Annotated in this window: 17 protein-coding genes; 14 read left to right on the forward strand and 3 right to left on the reverse strand. The window is 62.8% G+C overall.

The features are described 5' to 3' along the window. Positions 1–182 precede the first annotated feature (182 nt). Both J3P86_RS07920 and J3P86_RS07925 read right to left on the reverse strand, forming a co-directional pair. Positions 183–590: a PA2817 family protein gene (locus J3P86_RS07920; RefSeq protein ID WP_305496075.1), complete on the reverse strand. Its 408-nt coding sequence runs from the start codon at positions 588–590 to the stop codon at positions 183–185. 88 nt (positions 591–678) lie between these two features. After that, positions 679–3,126: an acyl-CoA dehydrogenase gene (locus J3P86_RS07925; RefSeq protein WP_434699858.1), complete on the reverse strand. Its 2,448-nt coding sequence runs from the start codon at positions 3,124–3,126 to the stop codon at positions 679–681. Positions 3,127–3,404: 278 nt separating this feature from the next. Here J3P86_RS07925 and J3P86_RS07930 point away from each other — a divergent pair, with 278 nt between their 5' ends. The 3 genes from J3P86_RS07930 to J3P86_RS07940 all read left to right on the forward strand — a co-directional run bounded on the left by J3P86_RS07930 (position 3,405) and on the right by J3P86_RS07940 (position 5,877). After that, on the forward strand, positions 3,405–4,028 hold the full coding sequence (locus J3P86_RS07930) for a glutathione S-transferase family protein (RefSeq protein ID WP_434625195.1): 624 nt from the start codon (positions 3,405–3,407) through the stop codon (positions 4,026–4,028). A 134-nt stretch (positions 4,029–4,162) separates the two neighbouring features. Further along, the gene (locus J3P86_RS07935) at positions 4,163–5,095 is read left to right on the forward strand and encodes an ABC transporter ATP-binding protein (protein WP_305496072.1); all 933 of its coding nucleotides are present in this window, start codon (positions 4,163–4,165) and stop codon (positions 5,093–5,095) included. 2 nt (positions 5,096–5,097) lie between these two features. Beyond that, positions 5,098–5,877, forward strand: coding sequence for an ABC transporter permease (locus tag J3P86_RS07940; protein WP_434700612.1), 780 nt, complete (start codon positions 5,098–5,100; stop codon positions 5,875–5,877). Between the two features lie 163 nt (positions 5,878–6,040). Here the strand turns inward: J3P86_RS07940 and J3P86_RS07945 are convergent, their stop codons facing one another. Further along, positions 6,041–6,571 (reverse strand): DUF2062 domain-containing protein, encoded by a 531-nt coding sequence (locus J3P86_RS07945; protein ID WP_434569369.1) that lies wholly within the window; start codon positions 6,569–6,571, stop codon positions 6,041–6,043. Between the two features lie 144 nt (positions 6,572–6,715). On the opposite strand from J3P86_RS07945, the gene J3P86_RS07950 reads away from it, so the two are divergent. The 11 genes from J3P86_RS07950 (at position 6,716) to J3P86_RS08000 (ending at position 17,600) form a co-directional block, all read left to right on the forward strand. Then, a complete protein-coding gene (locus J3P86_RS07950) occupies positions 6,716–8,962 on the forward strand; it encodes a DNA internalization-related competence protein ComEC/Rec2 (RefSeq protein ID WP_434699859.1) in 2,247 nt (748 codons plus the stop codon). Between the two features lie 95 nt (positions 8,963–9,057). Next, complete coding sequence (locus tag J3P86_RS07955; protein WP_305496069.1) at positions 9,058–9,693, forward strand: MotA/TolQ/ExbB proton channel family protein; 636 nt, start codon at positions 9,058–9,060, stop codon at positions 9,691–9,693. After that, the gene (locus J3P86_RS07960) at positions 9,690–10,118 is read left to right on the forward strand and encodes an ExbD/TolR family protein (RefSeq protein ID WP_434569368.1); all 429 of its coding nucleotides are present in this window, start codon (positions 9,690–9,692) and stop codon (positions 10,116–10,118) included. Before J3P86_RS07955 ends, J3P86_RS07960 begins: the two co-directional genes overlap by 4 nt. Beyond that, the gene (gene lpxK, locus J3P86_RS07965) at positions 10,118–11,128 is read left to right on the forward strand and encodes a tetraacyldisaccharide 4'-kinase (RefSeq protein ID WP_434699860.1); all 1,011 of its coding nucleotides are present in this window, start codon (positions 10,118–10,120) and stop codon (positions 11,126–11,128) included. Before J3P86_RS07960 ends, lpxK begins: the two co-directional genes overlap by 1 nt. 23 nt (positions 11,129–11,151) lie before the next feature. Beyond that, positions 11,152–11,337, forward strand: coding sequence for a Trm112 family protein (locus J3P86_RS07970; protein WP_003179363.1), 186 nt, complete (start codon positions 11,152–11,154; stop codon positions 11,335–11,337). Then, positions 11,334–12,098 carry a 3-deoxy-manno-octulosonate cytidylyltransferase gene (kdsB, locus tag J3P86_RS07975; RefSeq protein ID WP_434699861.1) on the forward strand — a complete coding sequence of 255 codons (765 nt, stop codon included), beginning with the start codon at positions 11,334–11,336 and terminating at the stop codon, positions 12,096–12,098. Before J3P86_RS07970 ends, kdsB begins: the two co-directional genes overlap by 4 nt. Then, the gene (locus J3P86_RS07980) at positions 12,098–12,562 is read left to right on the forward strand and encodes a low molecular weight protein-tyrosine-phosphatase (RefSeq protein ID WP_434569365.1); all 465 of its coding nucleotides are present in this window, start codon (positions 12,098–12,100) and stop codon (positions 12,560–12,562) included. Before kdsB ends, J3P86_RS07980 begins: the two co-directional genes overlap by 1 nt. Beyond that, on the forward strand, positions 12,559–13,578 hold the full coding sequence (murB, locus tag J3P86_RS07985; RefSeq protein ID WP_434699862.1) for a UDP-N-acetylmuramate dehydrogenase: 1,020 nt from the start codon (positions 12,559–12,561) through the stop codon (positions 13,576–13,578). Before J3P86_RS07980 ends, murB begins: the two co-directional genes overlap by 4 nt. Positions 13,579–13,846: 268 nt before the next feature. Beyond that, positions 13,847–14,317: a (2Fe-2S)-binding protein gene (locus J3P86_RS07990; RefSeq protein ID WP_305501323.1), complete on the forward strand. Its 471-nt coding sequence runs from the start codon at positions 13,847–13,849 to the stop codon at positions 14,315–14,317. Beyond that, a complete protein-coding gene (locus tag J3P86_RS07995; RefSeq protein ID WP_434699863.1) occupies positions 14,314–16,629 on the forward strand; it encodes a molybdopterin cofactor-binding domain-containing protein in 2,316 nt (771 codons plus the stop codon). Before J3P86_RS07990 ends, J3P86_RS07995 begins: the two co-directional genes overlap by 4 nt. Then, complete coding sequence (locus J3P86_RS08000) at positions 16,629–17,600, forward strand: XdhC family protein (RefSeq protein ID WP_434699864.1); 972 nt, start codon at positions 16,629–16,631, stop codon at positions 17,598–17,600. Before J3P86_RS07995 ends, J3P86_RS08000 begins: the two co-directional genes overlap by 1 nt. The last annotated feature ends 9 nt before the right edge of the window (positions 17,601–17,609 follow it).

A 17,609-nucleotide genomic window follows, 5' to 3' on the forward strand; every position in this document is an offset into this window, starting at 1 on the left:
GCCTGAAATCTGACGGAAGGAGAAGCTACAAAAAAATGTGTCAATAAAATATCTTTTTTGCTGTCTTGAGCCAGAGAGAGAAATTGGCGGGGCAGGGCGATTCGGAATTTCTGGAGATTCCGCCACCCCAAAAAAAGGCCCGCAGGGTTAAACCGTGCGGGCCTTCGAGTGATGGCGTGAGATCAGTGCTTGCTGTCCTGATCAGACATGGCCAGCAATTGTTTTTCCTGGTTCCAGTCGAACGGCTCGTCGTTTTGCTCGGCTTCGAAACGACGTTCCTCGAGGGCCTGATACAGGGCGATCTCTTCGTCGGGCATGTAGTGCAGGCAATCGCCGCCGAAATACCACAGCAGGTCTCGAGGCACCAGGTGGGCGATTTGTGGATAACGCACGATCACCTGGCACAGCAGGTCCTGGCCAAGGTACTGGCTTTCGATCGGGTCGACTGGCAGTTGCGCGCGCAATTCGTCAAAACGCTCCAGGAACAGCGCATGGCTTTCTTCGGGAACCTGTTCGGCCTCACCCACGGCGACCAGGATGCTGCGCAAGTGGTCAAGCAAGACGAGGTGATCGGCAACGACGTTGGACACGAGATAAGTCCTCAAGAGCAAAACGGGCGCAGGAGTATAAAGCTCCTGCGCCCGCTTTTACATGCTATCGATCAGATCGCTTCCAGCATCACCGCACCTTGGCCTCGGCGAGCGTCAGTTCCTCCTTGTCGAAATCATCCACATCGATGACCTTGCGGCGTGCCGCTTCGGCTGCGCGCAGGGTCTGCGCCTCACCGGCTTGCAGGACACCCGCCTCCAGGGCCGCATCGATGATAGGTTCGCCGGGCGCAGGGTTGAGTTGGCCCTGCTTGAACGCTCCATGGAGCTTTTTGTGAAGCGGCTGGGCGGCGGCCAGCAGGTCGGCGGCATGTTGCAGCGCGCCCACCGGGTCCTCTTCCGACTGCGGGCGATAACAGCCTTGGAGCAGCTCTTCCAGAGTCGGATCGCCCTTGGCGCGGCCGATAACGGCAGCCACCTCGGCGTCCAGCCTGTCGCTCGGTCCCTTGTGACGGCGGCCGAAAGGAAACACCACCACTCGCAAGAGGCCGCCCAGCAGCCGATTCGGGAAGTTGACCAGCAGTTCGTCCAGTGCCCGCTCCGATTGACCCAGGCTTTCCTCCATGGCCCAGCGAAACAGCGGCCCCATATGGTCTGGCGAGTCAAGGTCGTGATAGCGCTTGAGCGCCGCCGAGGCCAGGTAAAGGTTGCTCAATACATCCCCCAGGCGGGCCGACAGGCGTTCGCGACGTTTGAGTTCGCCACCCAGCAGCATCATGCTCAGGTCCGCCAGCAAGGCGAACGCCGCCGCCTGCCGGTTGAGGGCACGGAAATACCCTTGGCTCAGGGCATTGCCCGGCACGTTGTCGAAGTGCCCCAGGCCGAGGTTCAGGACCAGGGTGCTGGCGGCGTTGCCGATGGCAAAACCGATGTGCTTGAGCAGCAACTCGTCGAATTCGACCAATGCCTGGTCTTTGTCTTCTCGAGTTGCCAGGGCCATTTCCTTCAATACGAACGGATGGCAGCGAATCGCCCCCTGGCCGAAGATCATCAGGTTGCGCGAGAGGATATTCGCGCCTTCGACCGTGATGAAGATCGGCGCGCCTTGCCAGCTGCGGCCCAGGTAGTTGTTCGGCCCCATGATGATGCCTTTGCCGCCGTGCACGTCCATGGCGTGGCTGATGCACTCGCGGCCGCGCTCGGTCAGGTGGTACTTGAGGATGGCAGACAGTACCGAAGGCTTTTCGCCGAGGTCCACCGCGTTGGCGGTCAGCATGCGTGCGGCGTCCATCAACCAGGCATTGCCGCCGATACGTGCCATGGCTTCCTGGATGCCCTCGAAGGCGGACAACGGCACGTTGAATTGTTCCCTTACCTGGGCGTACTGGCCGGTGACCAGGCTGGTGAACTTCGCCGCGCCGGTCCCTACCGCTGGCAGGGAAATCGAGCGCCCGACCGACAGGCAATTCATCAGCATCATCCAGCCCTTGCCGAGCATGGCCTGGCCGCCGATGAGGCAGTCCAGCGGGATGAACACGTCCTTGCCCCAGTTCGGTCCGTTCATGAAGGCGGCGCCAAGAGGCAGGTGACGGCGACCGATATTGACCCCGGCCGTATCCGTGGGGATCAGCGCCAGGCTGATCCCCAGGTCCTCTTCTTCACCCAACAGGTGCTCCGGGTCGTAGGCTTTGAAGGCCAGGCCGAGGAGGGTGGCGACGGGGCCGAGGGTGATGTAGCGTTTTTCCCAGTTCAAGCGCAGGCCGATGGTTTCCTGGCCTTGCCATTCGCCTTTGCAAATGATCCCGGTGTCGGGCATCGCCCCCGCATCGGAGCCAGCCAGCGGCCCGGTCAGGGCGAAGCAGGGAATATCGTCACCCCGGGCCAGTCGCGGCAGATAATGGTTGCGTTGTTCATCGGTGCCGTAGTGCAGCAGCAGTTCCGCCGGGCCGAGGGAGTTGGGGACCATCACGGTGGACGCCAGGTCGCCACTGCGGGTCGCCAGTTTCATCGCCACCTGGGAGTGGGCATAGGCGGAAAATCCCTTGCCGCCGTATTCCTTCGGAATGATCAGGGCGAAGAAACCATGTTCCTTGATATGGGCCCAGGCTTCGGGCGGCAGGTCCATGGCCTGGCCGATCTGCCAGTCGCTGACCATCGCGCAGAGTTCTTCGGTTGGACCGTCGAGAAACGCCTGCTCTTCGTCAGTCAGTTTTACTTTTGGGTAGGCCAGCAGCATGTCCCAGTCCGGCCGGCCGCTGAATAATTCCCCGTCCCACCACACCGTGCCGGCATCAATGGCATCGCGCTCGGTCTCGGACATCGGTGGCAAGGTTTTCTGGAACCAGTCGAACATCGGCGCGCTGAAATATCTACGGCGCAGGTCAGGTAGCAACAGCGGGGCTGCAACGGCGGCAAGTACCAACCATAGGACAAGCAGCAGCCACCCGGGCGCATGGCTGAAGATGCCCATCGCCAACAGGTAGACCGCAACGATGCCCAGCGCTGGCAGCGGGGCGGTGCGGCGGTGTGCCAGCCAGGCTATCCCGACGACCAGAACCAGTATCCACAACAACAGCATAAATAATCCTCCGTGAACCAGGGCAAGACCGACCCTCAGAGCTTAGACGTCCTCTGTAAAACCGGCGGTCGGCGCGATGTGATTGATTTCGTGGGAAACCTTGGATGCATTGCGCCAGTCTGGTTGGCAACACCGGTAGGAAATCGTTCGTTGGTCAGGTGAGAAAACGCCATTGTTTGGCTGAAACGCCGTTATTGCTCGGCGACGTGCAGGGGTGATTTGAGTCGCGGTTGATCCGGCGTATGCTGCTGCGGCATTTATCCATTGAGGAAGCCGTGATGCTGAAGATCTGGGGTCGGAAGAATTCGTCGAACGTACGCAAGGCGCTGTGGTGTGCCGAAGAGCTGGGGCTGGCCTACGAGGCCATCGACGCGGGCGGCGCGTTTGGCGTGGTGGATACGCCCGAGTACCGCGCGAAGAATCCCAACGGCCGGGTTCCGATGATAGAAGACGACGGCTTCGTGCTCTGGGAATCCAATACCATCGTGCGTTACCTGGTGGCTCGCCATGCCTCAGGCTCGGCCTGGTATCCCGATGACATACAGGCCCGCGCCAGCGCTGAAAAATGGATGGACTGGACCACGTCCAGCTTTGCCGCTCCGTTTCGCACGGTGTTCTGGGGCGTGCTGCGCACCCCGGCCGAGCAGCAGGACTGGCCGGCCATCAATGCGGCAATCAAGGAGTGCGACCAGTTGCTGGCAATGGTGGAGCAAGCCCTCGGCGAACAGCCTTACCTCTGCGGTGAGGAAATCGGAATGGGCGACATTCCCTTGGGCAGTTTCATTTATGCCTGGTTCGAGATGCCCATCGAGCGCGCCGCATTGCCTCGGCTGGAGGCCTGGTATGCGCGGCTCCAGCAGCGTCCGGCTTATCGCAAGGCCGTCATGACCGCGTTGACTTAATACTTACTATCGACACACTTCACTGTACTTGTGCGGCGACGCCACGCACCATTGCCTTCATGCGCCGTGGTTGTATTGCTCGCCGCCGGCCCTTATCTATTCTTCTTCCTCCCCTTCTTGGTGCGTAATCCGATATGAGTTCCGCTCTGTCCATACGGCAGCTAACCAAAACCTACGGCAACGGTTTCCAGGCCCTGAGTGGTATCGATCTGGATGTCGCCGAAGGTGATTTTTTTGCCTTGCTGGGCCCCAACGGTGCCGGCAAATCCACCACCATCGGCATTCTTTCCACGCTGGTGAACAAATCCGGCGGGACGGTGAACGTCTTCGGCCATGACCTGGACCGCGAGCCCGCCGCGCTCAAGCGCTGCATCGGCGTGGTGCCCCAGGAATTCAACTTCAACCAGTTCGAAAAGACCTTCGACATCGTCGTGACCCAGGCCGGCTACTACGGCATCCCGCCGAAGATCGCCAACGAGCGCGCCGAGCAGTATCTGACCCAGCTTGGCTTGTGGGACAAGCGCGATGTGCCGTCCCGTTCGTTGTCCGGCGGCATGAAGCGACGCCTGATGATTGCCCGCGCGCTGGTGCATGAACCGCGCCTGCTGATCCTCGACGAACCCACCGCCGGCGTGGACATCGAGCTGCGTCGTTCGATGTGGACCTTCCTCACCGAGCTGAACCAGAAAGGCATCACCATCATCCTCACCACGCACTATCTGGAAGAGGCCGAGCAGCTGTGCCGCAACATCGGCATCATCGACCACGGCACCATCGTCGAGAACACCAGCATGCGGCAGTTGCTGAGTCAGCTGCATGTGGAAACCTTCCTGCTGGATCTCAAGCATGACCTGAGCGCCGCGCCGCAGCTGGTGGGTTATCCGGCTCGCCTGCTCGACGGCCATACCCTGGAAGTCCAGGTCGACAAGTCCGCTGGTATTACCGGGCTGTTCACCCAGCTGGCCGTGCAAAACATCGAAGTGCTGAGCCTGCGCAACAAGACCAATCGCCTTGAGGAGTTGTTCGTGTCCCTGGTGGAAAAAAACCTGGCGAAGGTGGCGGTATGAGTATGAGTTCGGAACTGCGCCCCAACCTCATCGCCCTCAATACCATTGTCTATCGTGAAGTCCGGCGCTTCATGCGGATCTGGCCGCAGACCTTGCTGCCCCCGGCGATCACCATGGTCCTGTACTTCGTGATTTTCGGTAACCTGATCGGCCGGCAGATCGGCGACATGGGCGGCTTCACGTACATGGACTACATTGTGCCGGGGCTGATCATGATGTCGGTGATCACCAACTCCTACGGCAACGTGGTATCGAGTTTCTTCGGCAGCAAGTTCCAGCGCTCCATCGAAGAGCTGATGGTTTCGCCGGTTTCACCCCATACGATCCTGATCGGCTTCACCCTGGGCGGCGTGCTGCGCGGGCTGGCGGTCGGCCTGATCGTGACGCTGCTGTCGCTGTTCTTCACCGATCTGCAGGTGCATCACCTGGGGGTGACGATCCTGGTGGTGGTCCTGACGGCGACGATCTTTTCGCTGCTGGGCTTCATCAACGCGGTGTTCGCGCGAAACTTCGATGACATCTCCATTATCCCGACGTTCGTGCTCACGCCGCTGACGTATCTGGGCGGGGTGTTCTACTCGATTTCCCTGCTGCCACCGTTCTGGCAGACCGTATCGCTGGCCAACCCGGTGCTGCATATGGTCAATGCTTTCCGCTACGGGATCCTTGGCGTTTCGGACATTCGCATCAGTATTGCAATTACCTTCATGCTAGTGGCGACCGTGGTGCTTTATGTGAGCTGTGCGCGGTTGCTGGTGAGTGGGCGAGGGATGCGTACCTGACACTGTCCGTGTCTGAAGTGTCGTATCTGTGGGAGCGAGCCTGCTCGCGAAGACTGAACATCATCCGATGCAGATGTCGGATGTATGGCCTCTTCGCGAGCAGGCTCGCTCCCACAAGGACTTCGGATTACCCCCGAATGTCGTGTCTGGAGGGGAAACGCGGTCAGTCCAGTTTTTCTCTCATCCGGCTGCGCTTGCGCCGCCGCCACTGCCTGGCAACCCACCATCGCCAATACGCCATGGTGACGAAATAAGCCAAGACTCCAAGCACCAACCCAGTGACCACCGACCCCAGCAAAAACGGCTGCCACAACGTTGACAGCTGGTTGGTGATCCACTCCCAGGTCAATTCGTCGGGCAGCGTCCGGGCTGGAACGTCCATCAGCCAGGCGCCGGTCTGATAGGTGCAGAAGAATACCGCGGGCATGGTGATGGGGTTGGTCAGCCAGACCAGGCTTACCGCGATCGGGATGTTGCCGCGAACCGTGACGGCCAGCGCGGCGGCCAGGAGCATTTGCAGCGGTATCGGCAGAAAAGCGGCGAACAGGCCAACGGCCATCGCCCGCGCCACCGAATGACGATTGAGGTGCCAGAGGTTGGGATCGTGCAGCAGGGTGCCGAGAAAGCGTAAGGATTTATGTTCCCGAATGCTCGCGGGGTCAGGCATGTAACGTTTGAATAATCGCCGGGGCATAAGGCTTCTCGGTCGGGTCAAAGCAGTAAGGCCGCAAGTATGTCCGGATTCTACAACCGGGAGATTCAGACTTTGTGACAATTGTTAACGCCCACGGTGCCCCGCACCGGCTAAGCCTGGAGAGGGACTCTCAAGGATGGGCTTATGCGCACGGCAATGGTCGCGCTTGCACTGGGGCTGCTGGCCCCGGTTTTTCTACCGGTACTGCCGTCGCCATGGCTGATCGCAGCCATGGCGACGCTGGCGTTGATGGTACTGCCGTTTCGTCTGTACCCGGCGGGTTGCTTCCTCTTCGGGCTGGTCTGGGCGAGCCTCGCCGCACACCATGCACTGGACGGACGGTTGCCCTTCGCACTGGACGGCGAGACGCGCTGGGTCGAAGGGCGGGTCGTCGGTTTGCCGCAACACGGCGATGGAACGGTGCGTTTCGAGTTGGCCGATATCCAGTCAAGGCGCACGCGCTTGCCAACCTCGATGCGCCTGGCCTGGTATGGCGGGCCGCCGGTCAGCAGCGGTGAGAAATGGCGCCTGGCGGTAAAGCTCAAGCGACCCGCGGGGCTGCTCAATCCCCATGGCTTCGACTATGAGGCGTGGCTGTTGAGCCGCGGCATTGGCGCGACCGGCAGCGTCAAGCAAGGGCGACGCCTGCAACCGGCCCAGGGCGCCTGGCGCGACGGGGTGCGCCAGGCATTGGCGAAAGTCGATGCCCAAGGGCGTTCCGGGGCGCTGATGGCATTGGTCCTTGGCGATGGCTCCGGGTTGAGTCGCGAAGATTGGCAGGTGCTGCAAGACACCGGCACGATCCATCTGCTGGTCATTTCCGGGCAGCACATCGGCCTGTTCGCCGGCCTCGTATACCTGCTGGTCGCCGGCGCGGCGCGTCATGGTGTCTGGCCGGCGTGGTTGCCATGGCTGCCTTGGGCGTGCGTGCTGGCGTTCACCGCGGCGCTGGGTTACGGCCTGCTCGCCGGTTTCGAAGTGCCGGTGCGGCGGGCCTGTGTGATGATCGGACTGGTGCTGCTGTGGCGCTTGCGCTTTCGCCAGGCCGATCCTTGGAAAGCCTGGCTGTTGGCGCTCCTGGCAGTGCTGCTGCTCAATCCGCTGGCGAGTCTGCGGCCGGGGTTCTGGTTGTCGTTCGCCGCGGTGGCCGTTCTGATGTTTACCTTCTGCGGTCGCCTGGGCCCCTGGCGTTGGTGGCAGACCTGGACCCGCGCCCAGTGGTTGATTGCTCTCGGGTTGTGCCCGCTACTCTTGATCCTCGGGCTGCCGGTCAGCCTCAGCGGTCCGTTGGCCAATCTGCTGGCGGTGCCCTGGGTCAGTCTGCTGGTGTTGCCTTCGGCCTTGCTTGGCACCGCGTTGCTACCGATACCTTACATAGGCGAGAGCCTTCTCTGGATTGCCGGCGGCTTGCTCGATCTGCTGTTCAAGGCGCTCGCGCTGGCAGCCGGGCAGATGCCAGCCTGGGTGCCTCCCGCGGTGCCGCTGTGGGCCTGGTGCGTGGCGGCGCTCGGCACTGCGCTGCTGTTGCTGCCCAAGGGCGTACCGCTGCGGATCCTGGGTTGGCCGATGCTGATGCTGATGGTTTTTCCCCCACGGGAAGAAGTACCCCACGGGCAAGCCGAAATCTGGCAACTGGACGTCGGCCAGGGGCTGGCGATCCTCGTGCGCACCCAGCGGCACGTCTTGCTTTATGACGCGGGGCCGCGTTTTGGCGACGCCGATGCGGGCGAGCGCGTGGTGGTGCCGACCTTGCACAGGCTCGGTGTGCATGCCTTGGACATGCTGCTGCTCAGTCACGCCGATGCCGATCACGCCGGCGGTGCACAAGCCGTACGCAACGGATTGCCGACCCGTCGGGTGGTCAGCGGCGATCCCGAGGCGCTGCCCGTCGATCTGCAGGCAGGGGCGTGCGATAGCGGCGAACGCTGGGAATGGGACGGGGTGAGGTTCGAACTGTGGCGCTGGGCATCGGCTGTCGAGAGCAACCAGAAATCCTGTGTCTTGCTGGTCGAGGCCGGTGGCGAGCGGTTGCTGCTGACCGGAGATATCGATACCCATGCCGAACGGGCCTTGCTCGACAGTCCCCTGGCGATGCCGACCCAGTGGCTGGCAGCGCCGCACCATGGCAGCCGCAGCTCATCGTCGATGGCGCTGCTGGCGCGCCTCGAGCCCCATTCGGTATTGATTTCCCGGGGGCGCAACAATGCGTTCGGCCATCCCCATCCGTGGGTGATGGAGCGTTATCGACGCTTGGGCATGGTGATCTACGACAGTGCTGAACAAGGTGCCATTCGTCTGCAACTCGGCGCCTTTACACCTGCGCTTGGCCAGGCGGGCATTCGCCGTTACTGGCGTGATCCGCCGCCCGCCGGGCCAGCGTCGGAGCATTGATCTGGCGCAGCGTTCTTGCCGGGTTGTCGGCAGGGCGGGCCTGCACAGCGAGTCTGTATGATAAAGTGGCGCACTTTTTCGAGGGGGCTGTCACTGTGTGGGAATTGGTCAAATCCGGCGGCTGGATGATGTTGCCGATCATTCTGAGTTCCATCGCGGCACTGGGTATCGTTGCCGAACGCCTGTGGACCCTGCGGGCCAGCCGCGTGACCCCGGAGCATCTGCTCGGGCAGGTCTGGGTCTGGATCAAGGACAAGCAGCTGAACAAGGACAAGCTCAAGGAACTGCGAGCCAGCTCGCCGCTGGGGGAGATCCTCGCGGCAGGCCTGGCGAATTCCAAGCATGGTCGCGAGATCATGAAGGAGTGCATCGAGGAGGCCGCCGCGCGCGTCATCCATGACCTGGAACGCTACATCAATGCCCTTGGGACCATCGCGGCCATGTCGCCATTGCTGGGCCTGTTGGGCACGGTCCTGGGCATGATCGACATTTTCAGCGCGTTCACCGGTTCCGGCATGACGACCAATGCCGCCGTGCTGGCGGGCGGTATTTCCAAGGCACTGATCACCACCGCCGCGGGCCTGATGGTGGGTATTCCGGCGGTGTTCTTCCATCGCTTCCTGCAACGCCGCGTCGACGAGCTGGTGGTGGGCATGGAGCAGGAAGCCATCAAGCTGGTCGAGGTGGTGCAGGGCGACCGTGACGTGGACCTGGCCGGGGGCAAGAAGTGAAATTCCGCCGCAAACCACGGGAAAATATCGAGATCAACCTGGCGTCGCTGATCGACGTGGTGTTCATCCTGCTGCTTTTTTTCGTCGTGACCACCACCTTCACCCGGGAAACCCAGTTGAAGGTTGAGCTGCCGCAAGCGGTGAGTGGCTCGCCGGCCGAGGACCAGCAGTTGAAAAACCTGGAAGTCACCATCAGCGCCGAGGGCGCGTTCTCGGTGAACAACCAGTTGCTGCCCAAGAGCGACCTGGCGAGCCTGATCGAGGCGCTGCAGAGGGAGTCCGGCGGTGATACCAACCTGCCGCTGGCCATCAGCGCCGACGGCAAGACGCCTCACCAATCGGTCATCACCGCCATGGACGCGGCCGGCAAGCTCGGCTTCAGCCACCTGCGCATGACCACGATCGAGGCGGCGCCGGCACCTTGATGGCCATGTCCGATCGATTGCTTGCCGCGTGGTACAAGGGGCATCCCGCCCTGGTGCTGCTGCGCCCGCTTGAATGGCTGTACCGACGCGTAGTGATCGGCAAGCGCGAGCGCTTCCTGGCGGGCGAGGGCGAGATCTACCAGCCGCCGGTGCCGCTGATTGTGGTGGGTAACATTACCGTCGGCGGCACCGGCAAGACGCCGTTGATCCTCTGGATGATCGAGCATTGCCAGCGCAGTGGCCTGCGGGTCGGCGTGGTCAGCCGGGGTTACGGCGCCAGGCCGCCGCAATTGCCATGGCGAGTCGAGGCCGAGCAGGGCGCCGACGTCGCGGGCGACGAACCGCTGCTCATCGTCCAGCGCAGCGGCGTGCCGTTGATGATCGATCCTGATCGCAGCCGCGCTGTCCGGGCGCTGCTGGACGCCGAGCCGCTGGACCTGATCCTGTCCGACGACGGTATGCAGCATTACCGCCTGGCCCGTGACCTCGAACTGGTATTGATCGACAGCGCCCGTGGCCTGGGCAACTGCCGTTGCCTGCCGGCCGGCCCGTTGCGCGAGCCGGTGGAGCGCCTGCGCTCGGTCGACGCCGTGCTGTTCAACGGCGCCAGCGCTGATCGCGAGGACGGCTTCGCGTTCGAGTTGCGGCCCACCGCGCTGATCAACCTGGCCAGCGGCGAGCGGCGCCCCCTCGACCATTTTCCTCCCGGCCAGACCCTGCATGCCGTGGCCGGCATCGGCAATCCCCAGCGTTTCTTCAAGACCCTCGAAACGCTACACTGGCGGCCTGTACCGCACGGGTTTGCCGATCATGCCGAATACAGTGCCCAGGCCTTCGATTTCGAACCGTCATTTCCAGTGGTCATGACGGAAAAGGACGCGGTCAAATGCCGTGCCTTCGCCGCGCCCGACTGGTGGTACCTGGCGGTTGACGCAGCGCCTTCGCCAGCCTTCGCGGCCTGGTTCGATACGCAGCTGATGCGCCTGTTGCCGGATCGGCTCTTGCCTTAAAACGTTATACCCAGGGGAATTTCATGGACACCAAACTGCTCGATATCCTGGCTTGCCCGGTCTGCAAAGGCCCGCTCAAGCTCAGTGCCGACAAGACCGAGCTGATCAGCAAGGGCGCCGGCCTGGCCTATCCGATTCGCGACGGCATCCCGGTGATGCTCGAAAGCGAAGCCCGTACCCTGACCACCGACGAGCGCCTGGATAAATGAATACAGCGTTTACTGTTGTCATTCCGTCGCGCTTTGCCTCCACGCGCTTGCCCGGTAAACCGTTGCTGCTGATCGCCGGCAAGCCGATGATCCAGCATGTCTGGGAGCAGGCTTGCAAGAGCAGCGCCCAGCGTGTGGTGGTGGCAACGGACGACGCGCGCATCGTGGAGGCCTGCCAGGGCTTTGGCGCCGAAGTGGTGATGACCCGCGAGGATCACAACTCCGGTACTGACCGCCTGGCGGAAGTGGCTGGGAAACTCGGTCTGGCGCCCGACGCCATCGTCGTCAACGTGCAGGGTGACGAGCCGCTGATCCCGCCGAGCGTAATTGATCAGGTCGCCGCGAACCTGGCGGCGCACCCAGAGGCGCGCATGTCCACCCTGGCCGAGCCGATCGAGGACGTGCAGACCCTGTTCAATCCCAACGTGGTCAAGGTGGTCAGCGACCTCAACGGCCTGGCACTGACGTTCAGTCGTGCCAGCTTGCCTTGGGCCCGAGAGGCATTCGCTCAGGACCGCGACGTGCTGCCCGACGGCGTGCCGTACCGTCGCCATATCGGCATCTATGCCTACCGCGCCGGTTTCCTTCAGGACTTCGTCGCTTGGGGCCCGTGCTGGCTGGAAAACACCGAAGCCCTCGAGCAACTTCGAGCGTTGTGGCATGGCGTGCGGATCCATGTCGCCGATGCGCTGGTCGCGCCGCCGACCGGTGTAGACACTGCCGAAGACCTCGAGCGCGTTCGTCGCCTGCTGGAGGCTTGATGCGGGTTCTGTTCGTCTGCCTTGGCAACATTTGCCGGTCGCCCACCGCCGAAGGCATCTTGCGCCATAAGCTGCGCGAAGCCGGGCTGGAGGGGCAAGTGGAAGTCGCCTCTGCCGGTACCGGTGACTGGCACGTCGGCAAGGCCCCGGATAAACGCAGCATGGCCGCGGCCCTGCGACGTGGCTACGATCTGTCGGCCCAGCGGGCCCGGCAAGTCACCCGCGCCGATTTCGCCGCCTATGACCTGATCCTGGCGATGGACAGCAATAACCTGCGCAACCTCAAGGCACTGCAACCGGCCAGTGGCAAGGCCGAGCTCGATCTGTTCCTGCGTCGCTACGAGGCTGAGCTCGATGATGTCCCAGATCCGTACTACGACGGCGAACAGGGTTTCGAGCAGGTGCTCGACCTGATCGAACAGGCCACGGATCGTCTGGTCATCGAAGTGAAGGGGCGGTTATGACCTTGCATGTCCAGGCCGGTGTCAGCCTCAAGCCGTTCAACAGCTTTGGCGTGGACGTCGCCGCACGGTTGTTCGCCGAGGCCCACAGCGATGCCGATGTCCGCGAGGCGCTGGTCTATGCCGCCGGGCATGATCTGCCGTTGCTGCTGATCGGCGGCGGCAGCAACCTGCTATTGACCGACGACATCGACGCGCTGGTGTTGCGCATGGCCAGTCGGGGGATCCGCCTGCTCAGCGACGACGGCGAACGCGTGGTGATCGAGGCCGAGGCCGGGGAGCCCTGGCATCCTTTTGTCCAGCACACGCTGGCGCAAGGTTGGTCGGGGCTGGAGAACCTCAGCCTGATTCCCGGTACGGTAGGGGCGGCACCGATGCAGAATATCGGTGCCTACGGCGTCGAGATAAAGGATGTCTTCGCCGGCCTTACCGCGCTGGATCGCCATAACGGCGAGTTGCGCGACTTCACTCTTGAAGAATGCGCCTTCGCCTACCGCGACAGCCTGTTCAAGCAGCAGGCGGGACGCTGGCTGATCCTGCGGGTACGTTTTGCCCTCAGTCGTGTCGCGCATCTGCACCTGGAATACGGCCCGGTCCGCCAGCGCCTGAGCGAGCAAGGCATCGATCAGGCAACGCCTTCGGACGTCAGCCGGGCGATTTGCAGCATTCGCAGCGAAAAGCTTCCGGACCCCGCCGTACTCGGCAACGCCGGCAGCTTCTTCAAGAACCCCTTGGTGCCGGTCAGTCATGTGGCGCATCTCAAGCTGCAATACCCTGACCTGGTGGCTTATCCACAGCCTGGAGGGCAGATGAAAATCGCGGCCGGCTGGCTGATCGAACGGGCCGGCTGGAAGGGCTTTCGCGAGGGCGACGCTGGCGTGCACAAGTTGCAGGCACTGGTGCTGGTCAATTATGGCAACGCCACGGGCCTGCAATTGCTGGACCTGGCTCAACGGATCCAGAAGGACATTGCCGAACGTTTCCAGGTCGATCTGGAGATGGAGCCGAATCGGTACTGACGGGCGCTTGGCCCTGCGTGAACAAAAAAACGCCCTGCATGACCTGCACACGCTCATTCGTGCAGGATTGTGCAGGGCGTTTTGCTTGTTCCTGGGTTAATTTAATTGGCTGACGATGCGAGCATACGCATCCCCAAGGCCCGGTGCAGACGCTGTTGACGTGTGCACAAGAGAGCCGGATCAGCCTGAGCCAGTCTGCGACACCGAACCGATCACCAAACGGCAGATTGCTCGACCCCCATAACTCGAAACGAATGCGGGCGTGCCCATGATTACCCTGAAACTCAATGGAACAGATCATCAACTGGATGTCACCGAGGACATGCCGCTGCTGTGGGCAATCCGCGATGTGGCCGGTTACAACGGCACCAAGTTCGGCTGCGGCATGGGCCTGTGCGGCGCGTGCACGATCCACATCGATGGCGCCCCGGCGCGCAGTTGCATCACGCCGATCGGCTCGGTGAAGGGCCAGAACATCAGCACCATCGACGCGCTTCACGTCGACCCGGTCGGCCAGGTGGTACAGAAGGCCTGGCTGGACACCGCCGTGGCCCAGTGTGGTTTTTGCCAGGGCGGGCAGATCATGTCCGCCACGGCATTGCTCAAGACCAACCCCAACCCGACGGATGAACAGATCGAAGAGGCCATGGTCGGCAACCTCTGCCGCTGCGGCACCTACAACCGGATCAAGACCGCGATCCGTCAGGCCTCCACTCACCTGAAGGAGGCCAAGGCATGAGCCGCTTGCCGAATGATTTTGTGCTGAGCAACCTCAGTCGTCGGGGTTTCCTCAGGGGCGCCAGCGCCACGGGCGTGCTGGTGCTGGCCGCCAGTTGGGGGCTGCCGGAGGCCTTTGCCGAAGAGAAGAAATTCGGCGCCGAGGGCATGCCCCATGGTGCGGTCGACGACCCCAAGGTCTACGTGAGCATTGCCGCCGACGGCAGCGTCACGGTGATCTGCAACCGTTCGGAAATGGGCCAGGGGGTGCGCACCAGCCTGAGCATGGTGGTGGCCGACGAACTCGACGCCGACTGGGCGCTCGTCAAGGTCAGGCAGGCGCCGGCTGATGAGGCGCGCTTCGGCAACCAGGACACCGACGGCTCGCGCAGCATGCGTCACTGGTACGAGCCGATGCGCCGCTGCGGTGCCGCCGCCCGAACCATGCTTGAATCGGCCGCCGCTGCCCAGTGGAAAGTGCCGGTGGGCGAATGCCGTGCGCAACTGCATAAAGTGGTGCATCAGCCTTCGGGGCGCGAACTGGGTTATGGCGAGTTGGCCGCCGCCGCGGCGGCCTTGCCGGTTCCGGCCCGCGACAGCCTGCGCCTCAAGCAGCCGTCGGAGTTTCGTTACATTGGCAAGGAAGCGAGCCGTGCCATCGATGGCGCGGACATTGTCAACGGCCGAGCGGTATTCGGTGCCGATGTGCATTTCGACGGCATGCTTTACGCCGTCATGGCCCGCCCACGGGTCTACGGTGGCAAGGTCAAGAGCGTGGACAGCAGCGCGGCGTTGAAGGTGCCGGGCGTGATCAAGGTGGTGCAGATCGAAGGACGCCCTTTGCCCTCCGAATTCCAGCCGCTGGGCGGCGTGGCGGTGGTAGCGAAAAACACCTGGGCGGCGATCAAGGGCCGCGAAGCGTTGAAAATCGAATGGGACGATGGCCCGAACGCCGGCTATGACTCCATCGCCTACCGCAAGGAACTGCAAGCGGCTGCTCTGAAACCGGGCAAAGTCCTGCATAGCACTGGCGATCTTGACGACGCACTGGCCAAAGCCGATTCGACGTTGGAGGCTGCCTACTACCTGCCGCACCTGTCCCAGTCACCGATGGAGCCGATGGTCGCGGTCGCCCGCTTCAAGGACGGTCAATGCGAAGCCTGGGCACCGAGCCAGGCACCCCAGGTCACCCGCGAGCGCGTCGCCGAACGCCTGGGCATCCCTTTCGACAAAGTCACGATAAACATCACGTTGCTGGGCGGCGGTTTCGGACGCAAGTCCAAACCCGATTTCGTCGTCGAGGCGGCGGTGCTCGCCAAGGAATTCCCCAGCCAGGCGGTTCGGGTGCAATGGACCCGCGAGGACGATATTCATCACTCGTATTTCCATACCGTATCGGCCGAATACCTGAAGGCCGGCCTGAACAAGGACGGGCTGCCCTCCGCTTGGCTGCATCGCACCGTGGCCCCGACCATCACCGCGCTGTTCGCGCCGGGCATGACCCACGAAGCGCCGTTCGAAGTGGGCATGGGCGTGACCAACATGGCCTATGCCATTCCCAACCTGCGCCTGGAGAACCCCGAGGCGGTGGCCCATACCCGGGTTGGCTGGTACCGCTCGGTGTCGAACATTCCCCATGGTTTTGCGATCCAGAGCTTCATCGACGAACTGGCCCACAAGGCCGGCCAGGACCCGCTCAAGTACCATCTGAAGTTGCTGGGCCCGGACCGCAGGATCAACCCCAACAGCCAGAATGACAGCTGGAACTACGGCGAATCGCCCGAGCGTTATCCCATCGATACGGCGCGGATCCGCACCGTGCTGGAGACTGCCGCGAAGGCCGCTGGCTGGGGCCGTGAATTGCCCAAGGGCCGGGGCTTGGGGCTGGCGGTGCACTACAGCTTCGTCACCTATGTGGCCGCGGCAATTGAAGTCGAGGTCAAGGATGACGGCACGATAATCGTGCACAAGGCGGACATTGCCGTGGACTGTGGGCCGCAGATCAATCCCGAGCGTATCCGCTCGCAGTTCGAAGGCGCCTGCGTGATGGGCCTGGGCAACGCGATGGTCGGGGAGATCAGCTTCAAGGACGGCAAGGTCCAGCAGGACAATTTCCACATGTATGAAGTGGCGCGCATGTCCCTGGCACCCAAGGAAGTAGCCGTGCACCTGGTCACTCCGCCGGGCGAAGTGCCGCTGGGGGGCGTTGGTGAACCGGGCGTGCCGCCGATCGCGCCGGCATTGTGCAACGCAATCTTCGCCGCCACCGGCAAGCGCATCCGTGATCTGCCTGTGCGTTACCAGTTGCAAGGCTGGCAGCAGGCCAAAGCCTGATGGACAGCGTTGATCTGAACGTGCTGCGCAGCGTGCTGGAATGGCGTCGCGCCGGGCAGCGGGTGGTGCTGTTCACCGTGGTCCAGACCTGGGGCACCGCGCCGAGACCTCCGGGGGCTATGCTGGCCCTGCGCGAAGACGGCGTGGTGATCGGTTCGGTATCGGGCGGTTGTGTCGAGGATGACCTGATCGCCCGGCTGCACGACGGCCGGATTCCGGCGGATGGCCCGCCCGTGCAGCTCATCACCTACGGTGTCACCCGTGAGGAAGCGGCGCGTTTCGGCTTGCCGTGCGGCGGCACCTTGCGCCTGACGGAGGAGCGAGTCGGCGATCCAGGCTGGGTCGCCGAGTTGCTGGCGCGGTGCGAGGCCCACGAAATAGTTGCCCGGGAATTGACCATCGCGACCGGCGCTGTGCTGCTGACACCAGCGAGCAAAAGCGATGCCTTGGTGTTCGATGGCGAAACTCTGCGGGCGATTTATGGCCCGCGCTGGCGGCTGTTGCTGATCGGCGCCGGACAGCTGTCGCGTTACGTGGCGGAAATGGCCCGGTTGCTGGATTTCGAGGTGTTGATCTGCGACCCGCGCAAGGAATTCGTCTACGGTTGGGAAGAGCAGCATGGCTGCTTTGTTCCGGGCATGCCCGACGAGGCGGTGCTGAGCATCGAGACCGATGAGCGCACCGCGATTGTTGCCCTAACCCATGACCCGCGCCTGGACGACATGGCCTTGCTCACCGCCCTGGATTCCAGGGCTTTTTATGTGGGCGCCCTCGGCTCACGGGTCAACAGCCAGAAGCGCCGGGACAACCTCGCTCAGCTAGGCTTGTCAGCACAAGCCATCGAGCGGCTGCACGGCCCTATCGGCCTGCATATCGGCAGTCACACCCCGGCGGAAATCGCCCTGTCGCTGCTGGCGGAAATCGTCGCGATCAAGAATGGCGTCGAATTGCGCCAAAAGAAACCGCTGTAGTCCAGGAGG

It is taken from the genome of Pseudomonas sp. D1-1, from assembly GCF_051132225.1.
Taxonomy (GTDB): Bacteria; Pseudomonadota; Gammaproteobacteria; order Pseudomonadales; family Pseudomonadaceae; genus Aquipseudomonas.

Excerpts from the sequence above, each read along its gene's own strand:
- J3P86_RS07925 (WP_434699858.1), bottom strand. The coding sequence starts at position 3,126 with ATGCTGTTGTTGTGGATACTGGTTCTGGTCGTCGGGATAGCCTGGCTG.
- J3P86_RS07930 (WP_434625195.1), top strand. The coding sequence starts at position 3,405 with ATGCTGAAGATCTGGGGTCGGAAGAATTCGTCGAACGTACGCAAGGCG.
- murB (WP_434699862.1), top strand. The coding sequence starts at position 12,559 with ATGACCTTGCATGTCCAGGCCGGTGTCAGCCTCAAGCCGTTCAACAGC.
- J3P86_RS07995 (WP_434699863.1), top strand. The coding sequence starts at position 14,314 with ATGAGCCGCTTGCCGAATGATTTTGTGCTGAGCAACCTCAGTCGTCGG.
- J3P86_RS07945 (WP_434569369.1), bottom strand. The coding sequence starts at position 6,571 with ATGCCCCGGCGATTATTCAAACGTTACATGCCTGACCCCGCGAGCATT.
- J3P86_RS07970 (WP_003179363.1), top strand. The coding sequence starts at position 11,152 with ATGGACACCAAACTGCTCGATATCCTGGCTTGCCCGGTCTGCAAAGGC.
- J3P86_RS07980 (WP_434569365.1), top strand. The coding sequence starts at position 12,098 with ATGCGGGTTCTGTTCGTCTGCCTTGGCAACATTTGCCGGTCGCCCACC.
- J3P86_RS07990 (WP_305501323.1), top strand. The coding sequence starts at position 13,847 with ATGATTACCCTGAAACTCAATGGAACAGATCATCAACTGGATGTCACC.
- J3P86_RS07950 (WP_434699859.1), top strand. The coding sequence starts at position 6,716 with ATGCGCACGGCAATGGTCGCGCTTGCACTGGGGCTGCTGGCCCCGGTT.
- J3P86_RS07940 (WP_434700612.1), top strand. The coding sequence starts at position 5,098 with ATGAGTTCGGAACTGCGCCCCAACCTCATCGCCCTCAATACCATTGTC.
- J3P86_RS07935 (WP_305496072.1), top strand. The coding sequence starts at position 4,163 with ATGAGTTCCGCTCTGTCCATACGGCAGCTAACCAAAACCTACGGCAAC.
- J3P86_RS08000 (WP_434699864.1), top strand. The coding sequence starts at position 16,629 with ATGGACAGCGTTGATCTGAACGTGCTGCGCAGCGTGCTGGAATGGCGT.
- kdsB (WP_434699861.1), top strand. The coding sequence starts at position 11,334 with ATGAATACAGCGTTTACTGTTGTCATTCCGTCGCGCTTTGCCTCCACG.
- lpxK (WP_434699860.1), top strand. The coding sequence starts at position 10,118 with ATGGCCATGTCCGATCGATTGCTTGCCGCGTGGTACAAGGGGCATCCC.